This window comes from Martinezella sp. CNPSo 3890 (genome assembly GCF_057784455.1).
The window spans coordinates 18158-33778 of the sequence record NZ_JBXSOR010000029.1 but is presented as its reverse complement, the minus strand read 5'-3'; the positions used below and the strand labels follow the sequence as shown (position 1 = coordinate 33778).

Annotated in this window: 11 protein-coding genes; 8 read left to right on the top strand and 3 right to left on the bottom strand. The window is 61.9% G+C overall.

Annotated features, from left to right (window positions below; genetic code table 11):
- On the bottom strand, positions 1-987 hold the full coding sequence (locus tag AC13RC_RS33060) for a Gfo/Idh/MocA family protein (RefSeq protein WP_488493751.1): 987 nt from the start codon (positions 985-987) through the stop codon (positions 1-3).
- Between the two features lie 317 nt (positions 988-1304).
- Here AC13RC_RS33060 and AC13RC_RS33055 point away from each other — a divergent pair, with 317 nt between their 5' ends.
- The 4 genes from AC13RC_RS33055 to AC13RC_RS33040 all read left to right on the top strand — a co-directional run bounded on the left by AC13RC_RS33055 (position 1305) and on the right by AC13RC_RS33040 (position 4381).
- Positions 1305-1874, top strand: coding sequence for an isochorismatase family protein (locus AC13RC_RS33055; RefSeq protein WP_113351404.1), 570 nt, complete (start codon positions 1305-1307; stop codon positions 1872-1874).
- Positions 1871-2869 (top strand): GlxA family transcriptional regulator, encoded by a 999-nt coding sequence (locus AC13RC_RS33050; RefSeq protein WP_488559686.1) that lies wholly within the window; start codon positions 1871-1873, stop codon positions 2867-2869. The genes AC13RC_RS33055 and AC13RC_RS33050 overlap by 4 nt, the downstream gene beginning before the upstream one ends.
- A gap of 104 nt (positions 2870-2973) precedes the next feature.
- A complete protein-coding gene (locus AC13RC_RS33045; protein ID WP_488559685.1) occupies positions 2974-3924 on the top strand; it encodes an aldo/keto reductase in 951 nt (316 codons plus the stop codon).
- Positions 3925-3937: 13 nt separating this feature from the next.
- Positions 3938-4381 (top strand): GNAT family N-acetyltransferase, encoded by a 444-nt coding sequence (locus AC13RC_RS33040; RefSeq protein ID WP_488559684.1) that lies wholly within the window; start codon positions 3938-3940, stop codon positions 4379-4381.
- Here AC13RC_RS33040 and AC13RC_RS33035 read toward each other — a convergent pair.
- Positions 4371-4988 carry a hypothetical protein gene (locus tag AC13RC_RS33035; protein WP_488559683.1) on the bottom strand — a complete coding sequence of 206 codons (618 nt, stop codon included), beginning with the start codon at positions 4986-4988 and terminating at the stop codon, positions 4371-4373. The genes AC13RC_RS33040 and AC13RC_RS33035 overlap by 11 nt on opposite strands.
- 83 nt (positions 4989-5071) lie before the next feature.
- Positions 5072-5965 carry a LysR family transcriptional regulator gene (locus AC13RC_RS33030; RefSeq protein ID WP_488559682.1) on the bottom strand — a complete coding sequence of 298 codons (894 nt, stop codon included), beginning with the start codon at positions 5963-5965 and terminating at the stop codon, positions 5072-5074.
- 131 nt (positions 5966-6096) lie between these two features.
- On the opposite strand from AC13RC_RS33030, the gene AC13RC_RS33025 reads away from it, so the two are divergent.
- From AC13RC_RS33025 to AC13RC_RS33010, 4 genes are all read left to right on the top strand, one after another.
- Positions 6097-7092, top strand: a complete 996-nt coding sequence (locus tag AC13RC_RS33025) for an aldo/keto reductase (protein ID WP_113351409.1) — start codon at positions 6097-6099, stop codon at positions 7090-7092.
- Positions 7093-7347: 255 nt separating this feature from the next.
- The gene (locus AC13RC_RS33020; protein WP_488559681.1) at positions 7348-12870 is read left to right on the top strand and encodes an alpha-2-macroglobulin family protein; all 5523 of its coding nucleotides are present in this window, start codon (positions 7348-7350) and stop codon (positions 12868-12870) included.
- A gap of 9 nt (positions 12871-12879) precedes the next feature.
- Positions 12880-14967, top strand: coding sequence for a penicillin-binding protein 1C (gene pbpC / locus AC13RC_RS33015; RefSeq protein WP_488559680.1), 2088 nt, complete (start codon positions 12880-12882; stop codon positions 14965-14967).
- Positions 14968-15060: 93 nt separating this feature from the next.
- The gene (locus tag AC13RC_RS33010; RefSeq protein ID WP_113329872.1) at positions 15061-15420 is read left to right on the top strand and encodes a nuclear transport factor 2 family protein; all 360 of its coding nucleotides are present in this window, start codon (positions 15061-15063) and stop codon (positions 15418-15420) included.
- The last annotated feature ends 201 nt before the right edge of the window (positions 15421-15621 follow it).

The following is a 15621-nucleotide window of genomic DNA, read 5'->3' as shown; positions in this document are numbered from 1 at the left end:
TCAGACCGGCTCCCAGCCATCCTTCTCGCTGGCGCGGTAGATGGCGTCGATGACCTTCTGGTTGAGTTTCGAACTTTCCAGCGACACGACCTCTGCGCCTTGACCAAGCGCAGCAGAGGCGAAGGCCTCAGCCTCGCGCCTGTACTGGCGGCTGTCTGGGAAACGGAAAATCTGCGATTCCGAATGGCCGCGATTGGTTAGTTCCAGCTCTTCCGCGCCGTAACGGTCGGCATTGAAAGGCGACTTCACCTCGATGAAGCCTTCCGTGCCGTGGAAGACCATGACCTGACGGTTGGCCATCTGTGTCGAGATGTAGAAGGTGAGCTCGAAGTCGCCGAAGTCTGCCTTGACGCTGGAATAGATGTCGGTGCCGAATTCCGGATCGCGCTCGGTCACCGCCTGGATGCGCAGGGGTTCGCGGCCGGTGACGAAACGGGTGCTGATCGTCGGATAGACGCCGATATCGGGCAGGCCGCCGCCGCCGAGCGCCGGGATATTGCGCATGTTGCCGGCATCACGGTTGAAATAGGTGAAGGCGCCCTGGATATGACGCAGGCGGCCGATCGCGCCATCGGCAAGCAGCGAGCGAACCTTCCTCCAGACCGGCGCATAGGTGACCATATAGGCTTCCGTTACCAGCACCTTGTTGCGATCACGGGCGGCGATCAGGCTGTCGATCTCATCCGCCTTGAGCGCGATCGGCTTTTCGCACAGCACATGCTTGCCGGCATCGGCAGCCTTGATCGTCCATTCGACATGCTGCGATGTGGGCAAGGGAATATAGACGGCGTCGATCGTATCGGAGGCAAGCATCTCCTCATAGGAGCCGAAGGCATGCGGCACGGAGAAGCGGTCTGCCATCTGCCGGGCGCGACCGAGATCGCGGCTGGCAATTGCCGTCACAACGCAGTTTTCCGCATCCTGAATGGCGGGCACGACCAGATCGCGGCCGATTTTGGCCGTCGACAGAATTCCGAAGCGCAGCATGATCTCTCTCCTGAAGCATTGTCCCGAAGCAGACGGCCGCATGGCGATGATCGCAACACGGGCTTTCCGGCGGGATCCTTTGTGAACACGGTGGGGTAAAGCGAAACGGGGCATTCCGCTCTGAACGAAATCGACGCCAATCTTATTCGGCCCCTGCCGAAGGCGCAACGCCCGAGACGGCCCGCAGGCGCGAACCCGAGGACATAAGGACCATCTCACCATGTCCGTATTTGTCCCTTTTCTGTCTGCCAGATGGCTTTCGAAGCTTTCAAGCGACGCCTAATCTCGGCTATCCTTCAAGCACAGGAGATACGAAAATGTCCCATGCGGATACCGCACTGCTCGTCATCGATGTCCAGGAATCCTTTCGCCAGCGTCCCTACTGGAGAACGGACGACCTGCCGGTCTTTACCGACCGCCTGCAGGCGCTGATCAATGGCGCCAAGGCGAAAGGCATTCCCGTCGTCCAGATCTTCCATGTCGAGGACAGCGACGCGCATTTCAGCCTGAAGAGCGGCTATGTGCGCAAGCTCGATGAGATCTCGCTGGAGGCCGATGCCGTCTTCCACAAACGCCGCCACTCGGCACTCGTCGGCTCCGGTCTCGATGTCTGGCTGGTGGCAAACGGCATCCGCAAGGTGATCGTCTCGGGTATCCGCACCGAGCAATGCTGCGAGACGACGACCCGGCACGCCTCCGATCTCGGCTATGAGGTCGACTATGTCACCGAGGCGACGCTGACCTTCCCGATGACGCATGCCTCGGGCACGGTCTTCAGCGTCGACGATATCAAGAAGCGCAGCGAACTGGTGCTATCGGGCCGTTTCGCCCGTATCGCAACGGTCGAAGAGGCGCTCGCCGATGCAACGATCCTGAATGCCGCATGACCCAAAGCGACCAGCGCCTCCATCGGCGGATCATTCCTGTCTACGTGCTTCTGCCGCCCTATACGCTGCTGATGGACGTGGCCGGGCCGGTGGAGGTTTTGCGCCGCGCCAATATCGAACAGGACGACGTCCTGTTCGACTATCAGTTCATCGCTGCCCAGCCGTCACAGACGACTTCGGTCGGGCTGACGCTTGCCGATCTCAGGCCGTTGCCGGATCACATTCCTGATAGCGCCTATGTCATCCTGTCCGGCAGCGTCACGCCGCCCGACGATGCCGAGGATATAGAGCCGGAGCTAGCCACGCTCGCGGCGTGGCTGAAAAGTGCGATCCGTCCGGGCATCACCCTCGTCACCATCTGCTCCGGAGCCGTGCTCGCCGCCCGCGCCGGGCTGATGGACGGCTATGCCTGCACCACACATGCCGCCTGTCTCGACGAAGTCAGGGAATTCGCTCCGACGGCCAGGGTTCTCGACAACCGGCTCTACGTCGAAGACCGCGATCGCTATTCTAGCGCCGGCATCACCACAGGCACCGATCTGATGCTGCATCTCGCCTCCAAGCTGACTTCACCGATGACGGCTCTGACCATTGCCCGGCACATGGTCGTCTATATGCGCAGGACCGGCAGCGAGCCGCAGCTCTCGCCATGGCTCAGCGGCCGTAACCACATCCACCCCGCCATCCATCGCGTTCAGGATGCGATCATGGCCGATCCGGCCCACGGCTGGTCGCTTGCCGAGCTTGCCGGCATCGGCGCAATGAGCGCACGGCATATTTCGCGACTGTTTCAGGAGCATGCCGGCCTGTCGGTGACGGCCTATGTCAATCTGATGCGCGTGACGCTGGCGCGCGACGTACTTGCCAATTCGCGGCTGAATATGGAGCGCGTGGCGGAAAAATCCGGTTTTGCCTCGCCGCGGCATATGCGGCGCGTCTGGTCGAAATATAACGCGCTGCCGCCCAGCCACTATCGACGCTCGACGACGGAATAAAGAAATTGTGTGTGGTTTTCGCCGCGAAAGGCCGATAGCCTGCCTTGTCCCTTCCTCCGGCGTCCGCTCGCCGGTTTACCTTTCAAATGACCTGGAGAAATAGCATGGACACGCGCAAGCTTGGACGAACCGATCTGTTTGTCGCCCCCATCGTTTTCGGCGGCAACGTCTTCGGCTGGACGGCCGATGAGAAAACCTCCTACGCACTGCTCGACGCCTTCTTCGACGCCGGCTTCAACACGGTCGACACGGCCGACGTCTATTCCCGCTGGGTCCCCGGCAACAAGGGCGGCGATTCCGAGGAGATCATCGGCAAGTGGCTGAAGCAGGGCCGCGTTGCGCGCGACAAGGCCATCATCATCACCAAGGTCGGATCGGAGATGGGGCCGGGCAAGAAAGGCCTCAAGGCCGGCTATATCATCGAGGCGGCCGAGGCTTCTCTGAAACGGCTGCAGACCGATCACATCGACCTTTATCTCTCGCACTGGCCGGACCCAGAGACGCCGCATGAGGAATCGCTCGCCGCCTATGCCAAGCTGAAGGAACAGGGCAAGATCCGCCATGTCGGCTGCTCGAACCTCGATGCGACGCAGCTCCAGGCTTCGCTCGATGCTGCCGCAAAGGCTGGTCTGCCGCGTTACGACGTGCTGCAGCCGGAATATAACCTCTACGCCCGCGACAGCTTCGAGGGGCCGCTGGCGGATCTCTGCGTCAAGCAAGAGATCGGCGTCATCACCTATTTCAGCCTCGCGGCCGGCTTCCTGACCGGTAAGTACCGCACCAAGGCGGATACCGAGGGACGGGCGCGCGAGAACCGGGTTTCAGCCTATTTCGACGACAAGGGCCTGCGCATTCTCGCAGCCCTCGACAAGGTTTCAGCCGAAACCGGCGCCAAGCCCGCCGAGATCGCGCTTGCCTGGCTCTTGCGCAAACGCGGCGTCACCGCTCCGATCGCCAGCGCCACCAGCCTCAGCCAGCTCGACGCGCTCATCAATTCGGCGAAGCTCTCGCTTTCCGATGACGCCATGCGTCTGCTCGACGCAGCCGGCGAATAGGAAAGGCAGGCCTATGACCGTGACGATCCGCGACGCCAGACCCGAAGACGAAGCCCGTTGGCGCGCGCTTTGGGACGGCTATCTCTCTTTCTACGGCGTCACCGTCGCGCCTGATATCACCGATGCGACATGGCGCCGGGTCTTCGATCCGGCGTCGGCGATCTTCATGCGCGTGGCCGATGTCGATGGCGAAGTGAAGGGCTTTACCCTCAGCCTCACGCATGAAGGCACATGGGTGCGCGCGCCCGACTGCTATCTGGAAGATCTATTCGTCGATGAAAGTGCCAGAGGCCACGGCGTCGGTCGGGCGCTCTTGGACGATCTCGTCGCGCTCTGCAAGACGAACGGCTGGGCACGTCTCTACTGGCATACGGAAGAGGGCAATGCGACCGCCCGCAAGCTCTACGACACCTATGTTGAGAGCGACGGGCACATTCGCTATCGCATCAGCTTCTAAGTCTGGGAAAGCCCTCGTAATGAGCGGAATGGTCGCCTTCCCAGTTGGCCATGCCCGACTTGGTCAGCATGCCGCGTGGACTGACGAAGCTCTGAATGGCCCGCTTGGGCCGCTCGTGCCATTGGATGTTGAAGGCCCAAAGTTTCGGGAAGAAGCAAAGTGAGGCGTAGGGCAGATGGTCGTGGATCCACCAGGCGAGCCTCTGCCAATCGCCCTCGTGACTATGGTGATCGATCAGCCAGGGCACGACGATGCAGACGGCAGCCCCCATGCAGCCGTCGAGATCGCGCATATCCCAGATGTGGTGCGCGGCGGTATGGGGATTGGTCGAGCAGTTCAGCCCGTGCTTGTTGCCGAATTGATTGACTTCGGGCGAACGGTAGCCGGAACGGATATGTAGCCGGCCAAATGTCGCCTCCAGCGGCTCCAGCAATTCCTCGCAAAGCCGGCGTCCAGCCTCGATCGCCAGATCCGGGTCTTCGGGAATATTGGGAATACGATAGAAATCCGCGATTTCCGAATGCAGGAAATCGCGAAAGAAGAAGTTCTTCGAAAGCCTGACGCGCCCGAGATCCTCAAGCCCCTTCATCGATCCCGGTTTTCTCATCGCTATAATCCCTTCCTGAAACCATTCGATCAGTCGAGACGAGTTATGGCACTGCCGCCACCCGATTTCTGTCAGCAGCTATGTCAGGGTCCGGTATATTTGAAGAAATCGATGAAGGCTCTGAGCGCCGGGCGCATCTGGCGGCGGCTCGGATAGTAGATGCAGAAGCCGGGATAGGGCGGGCACCAGTCCTCAAGCACGCGGATGAGCTTGCCCTCGGCCAATTCCTGCTGCACGCGAATGTCGAAAAGATAGGCGAGGCCGGCGCCATTGAGGGCGGCCAAAACGCCGAGCCGATCCTCGATCACGATCAGGGGGCCATCGACGGCAACGACCAGTTCGCGGCCGTCTTTCTCGAATTCCCAACGATAGATCGAGCCATCGGTAAATCGCCGCTTGATGCAGCGGTGATGGACGAGATCGCGTGGATGCAACGGCTTCGGATGCTTCTCGAAATAGGCAGGCGACCCGGCGATAACCGTGCGTATATCCGGAGAGATCTTCACCGCGATCATGTCGCCTTCGATGCTCTCCGCCAGCCGGATGCCAGCATCATAGCCTTCCTTGACGATATTGCTGAAGCCGTCCTCGTTGGCGATTTCAAGGGTGATATCGGGATAGGTATTGAGGAAATCGCCGATGCGCGGCGCCATCAGCAGATCGGAGGCAAAACGCGGCGCGGTGATGCGCAGTGTCCCCGCCGGGCGGCCGCGGGTCGCAAGCGCATCCTCCAGCGCGATATCGATTTCCTCCAGGGCCGGCCCCAGCCGTTGCAATAGCGCCTGCCCCTCCTCGGTCGGAAGCACGCTGCGCGTGGTGCGGGCAAGCAGCCGCACGCCGAGGCTTTCCTCAAGGCTGGAGACGGCGTGGCTGACCGCCGATGGCGCAATCGACAATTCCTTGCCGGCGGCACGGAAGCTGCGATGGGCGGCGACGGCGGCAAAAACCGCAAGCTGAGAGAGCTGTGTTCTGTTCATTGATCTAAATTATAGAACAACCTGTAAGAATTTGCATGGATTTTCATTCATTGTCCGGAACCCTAACTTGAACTCGTAGGCAGCGGACACGAGCCCCTGTCGCTCCCATACGTCTCAAGAAGGAATACATCATGAAAACCCGCAGGCTAGGTAAGGATCTCACCGTTTCCGCCGTTGGACTGGGCTGCATGGGCATGAGCTTTGCCTATGGCGCCACTGACGAGACCGAATCCGTCAAGACGCTCCATCGCGCCGTCGATCTCGGCGTCACCTTTTTCGATACCGCCGAGGTCTACGGCCCCTTCACCAATGAAGAGCTGCTCGGCCGCACGCTGAAGTCTGTGCGTGACCGCGTTGTTATCGCCACCAAATTCGGTTTCAAGCTCGATCTCACGAAAAGTGGCCCGGCGGCGATGATCGGCGTCGACAGCCGGCCCGAGCATGTCAAGGAAGTCGCCGAAGCTTCCCTTAAGCGACTTGGCACGGATGTCATCGACCTCTTCTACCAGCATCGCGTCGACCCGAATGTGCCGATCGAAGATACGGTCGGCGCCATGGCGGAGCTTGTGAAAGAGGGCAAGGTGCGCACACTCGGCCTATCCGAAGCCGGCTCTGCCACCATCCGCCGCGCCCATGCCGTACATCCGATCGCTGCAGTGCAGAGCGAATATTCGCTCTGGAGCCGCGATCCCGAGGAAGACGTGCTCGCCACCTGCCGCGAACTCGGCATCGGCTTCGTGCCCTACAGCCCGCTTGGCCGCGGCTTCCTGACCGGAGCGATCCACAAGACGGAGGATCTCGCCGACGACGATTTCCGCCGCTCGCTGCCACGCTTCCAGAGCGAGAATTTCGATGCCAACGCGGCCTTGGTCGCAAGGCTTCAAGCTCTTGCCGAAGAAAAGAATGTCACGGCGGCACAACTGGCGCTCGCATGGGTGCTGCATCAGGGTGACGACATCGTGCCGATCCCCGGCGCACGCAAACTGCACCATCTCGAGCAGAACGCCGCCGCTGCCGATATCGCGCTGTCGCCGCAGGAGTTGAAGGAACTTGGTGGCATCATCTCGCCCGAAACGGTCGCCGGCAAACGATACACCGATGCCTCCCTGGCGATGACGAATATATGACAAACGGGCTGCTCCTTCTGCCCACACAAAGACATCGGCCGCAAAGGCCGGTGTCTTTTTGGGACCGAAAAGAAAAGTGAAGCATCGCAGAGAAGATGGCCGAACATGCGAATCGCCTGAATTGCAGGCTTTTTCAAATTCCTAGATTGATCGTCATGGACGCGAAGCTCGTTCGAAAGCTCCACGCTCGGTTGACAAACGGGTGCGAAATTTGAAGATTGCCGCCATCAAAAACGGGCAGCGTGGGGAGGACTTATGTCTAGGCGCGCGTTTATCGGCTTCTCTGCTTTTCTTCTCGCCACTTTCGCATCTCTGACCCCTTCGGTCGCCGCTGACGTCAAGCGCCAGGTGGTCACCACGAAGGATGGCGACTACTTCGGCTTCGATCTGCGCACAGAGCAGAATGTGACGCTGGATCAGTGCTCCGCCTCCTGCATCGGCGACAAGTCCTGCAAGGCCTTCACCTACAATCCCAAGGTGAAGTGGTGCTTCATGAAGTCGGACTTCAATCAGCTCAACAGTTTCCCCGGCGCGATCGCCGGCAAGATCGTCGAGACGGCCGCCACCAGCGAGCCGGATATCGGCGCTGCCCCTGCCCTTTCCTTCCTTTCCGACAATTTCGTCCAGAGCGCGCGCGATGCAAAGAACACGCTGACGCTCGGCAACGAGCTGAAGGGCCAGGGCGTCGAAAGCCTGATCGCGCTCGGCCGCATCGAACTGACTTCGGGCAATGTCAACGATGCCCTAAACGCCTTCCAGGGCGCGCTTTCAATCAATCCCGACAATGGTGATCTGTGGATCGAGATGGCGCACGCCGCCAATACGATCACGAACGACACGTCCGTCGCCACGCGGGCCGCCTATGCCGCGCTCAACGGCTACCAACTGACCCGCACGACGAGCAGCCGCGCCGATGCGCTGGCTGTGCTCGCCGAAGCGCTGAAGAATGCGCAGAACTATCGCCCCGCGCTCAGCGCCTACAAGGCAAGCCTCAATCTCGTCAGCTCCGCCGCCGTCCAGGCAGCCTATAACGATCTTCTGGCTCGCCAGGGCTTCCGCGTGACCGGCAATACGCTCGACAACGACAATGCCTCGCCCCGCGCCTGCGTGCAGTTCTCCGAAAAGCTGGTGAAGAGCGGCGTCGACTACACGCCTTTCGTCACCCTCAACGGCGCCACGCCGAAGGGTGTCGACGCCAAGGACAACCAGATCTGTGTCGAAGGTCTGGAATTCGGCCAGCACTACCGCATTTCGCTACGCGCCGGCCTGCCCTCCTCGGTGGACGAAAACCTCGCCTCGCAGGTCAATGTCGATATCTACGTCAAGGATCGCACCGCTTCGCTACGCTTCACCGGCGACAATTTCGTCCTGCCGTCGACTGCTCGCCACGGCATCCCGATCGTTTCGGTCAACGCCAACACGGCCAATCTCAAGCTCTATCGCATCGGCGACCGCAATATCGCGCAGCTTCTGAATAACTCGCAGTTCCTGACGCAGGTGGACAGCTACAGCGCCCAGACCATACAGGATACCAATGGCGAACTGGTCTGGCAGGGCTCCATCGAGATCAAGCAGGAACTCAACAAGGAAGTCGCGACCAGCTTCCCTGTGGACGAGGCACTGCCGAAGCGCAAGCCCGGCGTCTATGTGTTGACGGCGGTTGCGCCCGAGAGCGGCGGCCATGAATGGGACCCGCAGGCGACGCAGTGGTTCGTCGTTTCCGACATCGGCGTCACCACCTATGCCGGCACCGACGGGCTCAACGTTTTCGCCCGCTCGCTCGGCAGCGCCAAGCCGCTGGCCGGCATCCAGCTGCAGCTGCTCGCCAAGAACAATGAAATCCTCGGCACGGCGAAGACCGACGACAACGGACGCGCCGTCTTCAGCGCCGGCCTGATGCGCGGTACTGCTGGCATGACGCCGGCCGTGATTACCGCCCAAAACGGCGATCAGGATTATGTCTTCCTCGACATGACGCGCGCCGGCTTCGATCTTTCCGATCGCGGCGTCGCCGGTCGAACCGCGCCTGGTGCGATCGACCTTTTGACCTGGACGGAACGCGGCATCTACCGTGCCGGCGAAACCGTTCATGCCTCCGCCCTTGCCCGCGACGTCAGCTCGACGGCGGTCGAAAACCTGCCACTCACCTTCGTCTTCCTGCGTCCGGATGGCGTCGAGGACCGCCGCATCGTCACCGATGGCGGCAAGCTCGGCGGCTACAATGTCGACCTGCCGCTGCAGCAGACCTCGATGCGCGGCACCTGGACGATGAACATCTACACCGATCCGAAGGGCTCCTCCATCGGCTCCCAGACCTTCCTCGTCGACGATTTCGTGCCGGATCGCATCGAATTCGACATGAAGAGCGACGCCAAGGAGATCGAAGTCGGCCAGCCGACACCGGTCAACGTCGACGGACGCTACCTCTATGGTGCGCCGGCCGCCGGCCTCAATCTGGAAGGCGAAGTGACGCTGAAGCCGACGCGCCAGAGCGATGCCTACAAGGGCTATCAGTTCGGCCTCGCCGACGAGGGTGCCGGCAAGGCAGACGCAAACAATGACGACGACGACAGCAGCAGCGGCGACAGCAAGGCGGAAAGCACGCAGGTGCCGCTCGAAGACCTGCAAGCGCTGGATGAAAACGGCAAGACCACCTTCAACGTCACGATCAACGATACGCCTTCGACCACGCAGCTCCTGAACGCCAATATCACGGTGCGCATGCAGGAAGCCGGCGGCCGCGCCGTCGAGCGCTCGCTGACGCTGCCCGTCAAGGCGGACGGTCCGCGCATCGGCATCAAGCCGGAATTCGATGGCGATCTCGGGGAAAACTCCGTCGGCAACTTCCATGTCATCGTTGTCGACGCCAATGGCCAGAAACAGGCCATGCAGGGCCTGACCTGGAAGCTGCTCAGCGTCGAGCGCAATTATCAATGGTATCGCGACGGCAGCAGCTGGAAGTTCGAGCCGATCATGTCCACCAAGCAGGTGGCCGTCGGCACGGTCAATGCTACGACGGACGGCGCGGCCATTTCCATGCCCGTTACCTGGGGCCGCTACCGGCTCGAAGTCTCCACGGCCGACGCGAACGGCCCGGAATCGAGCGTGGAATTCAATGCCGGCTGGTATGTCGCCTCCACCTCGACGGAAACGCCTGACGCGCTCGAGATCGCGCTCGACAAGGAGAGCTACCATGTCGGCGATACGGCCAAGCTGAAGGTTACTTCGCGCTATGCCGGCCAGCTGATGGTGACGGCAGGCTCGGAAACGCTGATCTCGGTCACCAATGCCGATATCGGCGCCAAGGGCGGCGAAGTGGATGTTCCGGTGACGGCGGACTGGGGTGCCGGCACCTATCTGACCGCGACACTGTTCCGTCCCGGCGATGCCCAGGAGAGCCGCATGCCGATGCGCGCCATCGGCATCAAATGGGCTCCCGTCGACCCCGGCGAGCGCAAGCTGCTGATCAAGATCGACGCGCCGCAGAAGACCCTTCCGCGTCAGCCGCTTAATATCGGCCTGCAGGTATCAGGCGCTGGCGCCAACGAGGACGCCTATGTGACGATCGCCGCCGTCGATGTCGGCATCCTCAACCTCACACGCTACCAGCCGCCGGCACCGGATGACTGGTATTACGGCCAGCGCCAGCTCGGCCTCGAAATCCGCGATATCTACGGTCGCCTCATCGATGGCTCGCTCGGCGCGACCGGCAAGCTGCGCACCGGCGGCGACGGCGGACAGGCGGCTTTACAAGCAAGCCCGCCAAAGGAAAAGCTGATCGCGTTCTTCTCCGGTCCCATCAAGCTTGATGCGAATGGGAAAGCGAATGTCAGCTTCGACATTCCGCAATTCAACGGCACGGCGCGGCTGATGGCGGTTGCCTGGTCGAAGGCCGGCGTCGGTCACGCGACCCAAGATGTCATCATCCGCGATCCTGTCGTCGTCACCGCAAGCCTGCCGAAGTTCCTGGCACCTGGAGACAAGGCGAACCTGCGCCTCGATGTCGCCAATACGGATGCGCCGGCCGGCGAATACACGCTCGCGGTAACAGGCAACAGCGCCGTGACGGTGGATGCAAACGCTACCCAACAGAAGATCAACTTGGCGACTGGCGGCAAATACAACATCACGCTGCCGCTGACCGGCGGACAGCCGGGCGACGGCACGGTTTCGATCAAGCTGTCGAATGCTTCGGGCATGTCGCTCGATCAATCGGTCGATATCCCGGTTCGTCCGTCGCAGCTGCCGGTCACCGAACGGCGCGTCATCGCGCTGGCCCCCGGCAAGAGCCTCACCGTCAATGCCGATCTTCTTGCCGATAGCGTGCTACCCGGCGCCTCTGTCAGCGTGAATGTCAGCCGCTCCAGCGCCTTCGATGTGCCGGCGCTGCTGATGAGCCTTAGCCGCTATCCCTATGGCTGCGCGGAACAGACGGCGAGCAGCGCCATGCCCCTGCTCTACTTCAGCGACATGGCCATCAAGAATGGCCTTGCCGATGACGCCGAGATCCAGAAGCGCGTGCAGGATTCGATCTATCGCGAATTGTCCTACCAGTCTTCGACCGGCAGCTTTGGTCTCTGGGGACCGGGTTCCGGCGATCTCTGGCTCGACGCCTACGTCATGGACTTCCTGACCCGCGCCCGCGAGCAGAAGTACAACGTGCCGGACCAGGCGATGGTGCAGGGCCTCGAAAACCTCCAGAATGCGCTGAGCGCCAACACCAACGTCAAGGACAACGGCAACGAAATCGCCTATGCGCTCTATGTGCTCGCGCGCAACAAGAAGGCCTCGATCAGCGATCTGCGATATTATGCGGACACGATGCTGAACGACTTTCCGACGCCGCTCTCCAAGGCGCATCTGGCTGCGGCTCTCGCGCTCTATGGGGATGCTCAGCGCTCTCGCAACATCTTCGTGGACTCGCTGCAGATGTCGCAGAAGGCGGCAGTCACAAAGGTCAGCTTCGTCCGCTCGGATTACGGCTCGTCGCTGCGCGACGGTGCGGCCGTGCTGGCGTTGGCTGCCGAAAGCCGCCCGGTGCCGCCGATCATTCCGGAACTCGCCAGCGTCGTCGCCAAGGATTGGCAGAGCCGGAAATATACCAGCACCCAGGAACAGACCTGGATGCTGCTCGCCGCCCGCGCCCTGCAGAACGGCGATGACGGCCTGACGATCGACGTCAATGGTGCTGCCCATAGCGGCACCTATATGGCGCAGATGTCGGGCGATGCGCTGATGGGCCATCCGTTGACCGTGACCAACACGACGCGCCAGCCGCTGTCGGCTGCCGTAACCACGGTCGCGGCTCCGGTCGCGCAGCTGCCGGCCGGTGGCAACGGCTTCAAGATCGAGCGCAAGTACTACACGCTCGATGGCGAAGAGGCGAATGTCAGCCAGGCACAGCAGAACGAACGCTACGTGGTCGTCCTGCATGTGACCGAGGATAATGACTGGCCGCAGCGCATCCTCGTGACCGATCTCCTCCCGGCAGGCTTCGAGATCGACAATCCGAGCATCGTCAATAGCGCCCAGCTTTCGAACTTCGACTGGCTCAGCGAAATTCAGCCCGCCCATGTCGAATTCCGCAACGACCGCTTTGTCGCCGCCTTCGACCAGGGCTCCGGAGCGGACCGTGACATGACATTCGCCTATGTCGTGCGCGCCGTAACCCCCGGCGTCTACGACCATCCGGCGGCAAGCGTCGAGGACATGTACCGTCCGCAGTTCTCGGCCCGCACGGCGATGGGCCGCATGGAGGTGCTGGGCGCCCAGCAGTAACGAGCAGACATGAAGGCGCATTGGAAAATCGCGATCGGCTTTGGAGCCACGGCCCTGACGGCGGTGGCTGTGGTCTTCGGCCTGGAGGCTGCGGACCGCGCCTATCCGCCGCCGCTGGACAATGCCCGCATAGTCTCGGCCGAGGTGCTCGACGCCAATGGCGATCTCCTGCGCGCCTTCGCCACGCCCGAGGGCCGCTGGCGGCTGAAGACCGATGTTGCCGATGTCGATCCGCAATATCTCCGCATGCTGGTCGCCTATGAGGATCGGCGCTTCTACGATCATCACGGTGTCGATCCGATGGCGATCGGCCGCGCCTTCCTACAGCTCCTCACCCATGGCCGCATCGTCTCCGGCGGTTCGACGCTCTCCATGCAGGTCGCGCGTCTGATCGAGCCGCGCAGCGAGCGCTCGATGACGGCGAAGCTCCTGCAGGTCGCCCGTGCCATCCAGATCGAACGGCGGCTGACCAAGGAACAGATCCTCGATCTCTACCTGACGCATGCCCCCTATGGCGGCAATCTCGAAGGCGTGCGCGCGGCGAGCCTTGCCTATTTCGGCAAGGAGCCGCGACACCTGACCGTCGCCCAGGCGGGCTTGCTTGTGGCGCTGCCGCAACTGCCGGAAAAGCGCCGGCCGGACCGCAATCTTGCCGCCGCACAGGCCGCCCGCCATCGCGTGCTCGAGCGCGCTGCCGTGGCAGCTATTATCGGAGAAGGGGAAGCAGAGCGCGCTTCGCTTTCACCCATTCCGGCTCAGCGCCGGCAGCTGCCCGCCTATGCCGCGCATGTCGCCGAATTGGCGCTTCGCAAGCAGCCCGGCGTCATCAAGCACAAGACGACGCTCCGGCGTGATGTGCAGCAGGGCCTTGAAGCCGTTGCGGATGCGGCGGCAAAGCGGCTTGGGCCGAAAGTGTCGGTCGCCATGATCATGGCGGACGCCAAGACCGGCGAGATCATCGGCGAGGTCGGCTCGGCCAATTATTTCGATTCCTCGCGCGCCGGCTGGGTCGATATGACCCGCATCCTGCGCTCGCCCGGCTCGACGCTGAAGCCCTTCATCTACGGCCTTGCCTTCGAGCAGGGCTATGTGGCGCAGGAAACGATCATCGAGGATCGCCCCGCCGATTTTTACGGTTATCGTCCCCGCAATTTCGACATGAGCTACCAGGGCGATGTCAGCGTACGGCAGGCGCTGCAATTGTCGCTCAACGTGCCGGCCGTTCGGCTCCTCGATGCCGTAGGTCCCACGCGGCTGCTGGTGCGCTTCCGCCGGGCCGAGGTGAAGCCGAAGCTGCCGCCGAACGAAGCGCCCGGGCTTGCCATCGGACTTGGCGGCGTCGGCGTGACGCTGAAGGACCTCGTGCAGCTCTATGCCGGGCTTGCCAATCGCGGCAAGGCGATGCGGATCGGCGACGGCATTCAGGACGAGCCGGGGCCGATCGACGGCGAGCCGCTGATGGAGCCGATCGCGGTTTGGAACATCACCGACATTCTCTCCGATATCATCGCGCCGCGCGGCAGCAAACAGCTCGGTATCGCCTACAAGACCGGCACCAGCTACGGCAACCGCGATGCCTGGTCGATCGGCTATGACGGCGCGCATGTGCTCGGCGTCTGGGTCGGCCGTCCGGACAATGGCGCCGTGCCCGGGCTGGCGGGCTATGTTTCCGCCGCGCCCATCCTGTTCGAAGCCTTTGCGAAATCCGGCGTTGCCATAACCCCCTTCCCAGCCGCTCCCATGGGCGCCGTGCGCATCGCGCCGACCGAACTGCCGATCAGCCAGCGGCGCTTTTCCGTGACCGCCGCCGGGCTGCTGGCCGCCTCCAGCCGTGAACCCGCCCCGCAGATCGTCTATCCGCCGGAAGGCGCACGCGTCGATCTCGGCGCCAGCAGCGGCAACGACCAGATCATGCCGCTGGCGCTGAAGCTGCAGGGTGGCAGGGCGCCGTTCCGCTGGCTCGCCAACGGCAAGCCGCTACCCGACATGTCGCGCCGCCGCACCAACCAATGGACGCCCGACGGCGCCGGCTATTCGACGCTGACGGTCATCGATGCGGCAGGGCGCGCAGCAAGCGTGCGGGTTTTTGTCGAATAATATAAGTCAAATCATTGCGATCACGACCTCGCATTTTTGTCAGCCGCCGGCGTCTATGATATCTTAGGCATAACTCAAACGAGGAATGACGAGATGTCGGAAGAGCAGGCAATCCGTGCGGTTGTTCATCTCTATGTCGATGGCATGGCATTCGCGAACGAGCCGGCACTGCGCAAGGCCTTCCATCCGCGAGCAGCGATCATCGGCAATTACCAGGGCGCGGTGGAATGGATGACGCGGGATGAATTCATTGCCGCGATCGTTGAGGAAGGCAGTGCGCCGCCCGGCACCATACCGCTGATGGAGATCGAGTTGATCGACATCGAAGGCGATGCCGCAACCGTCAAGGTCGTCGACGAATTCGCCGGGATGCGGTTTTCGGACTATCTATCGCTGGTGAAAATCGATGGGCGCTGGAGTGTGGTGAACAAGGTTTATCATCTGCATCGGTAGATGATGCGGCCCGAGGCACGCCTTTTATGCCGAGCGTCTGATACCCCCCTCTGTCGCTGTCGCGACATCTCCCCCACAAGGGGGGAGATTGTTGGGAGTATGCCTCTCTTTATCCGTAAAACAATAAGCTACGGTTTCTATGGACTCGATATTTCCTTGAGGGACGCGAGCGCCACGAGTTACCAATCTCCCCCCTTGTGG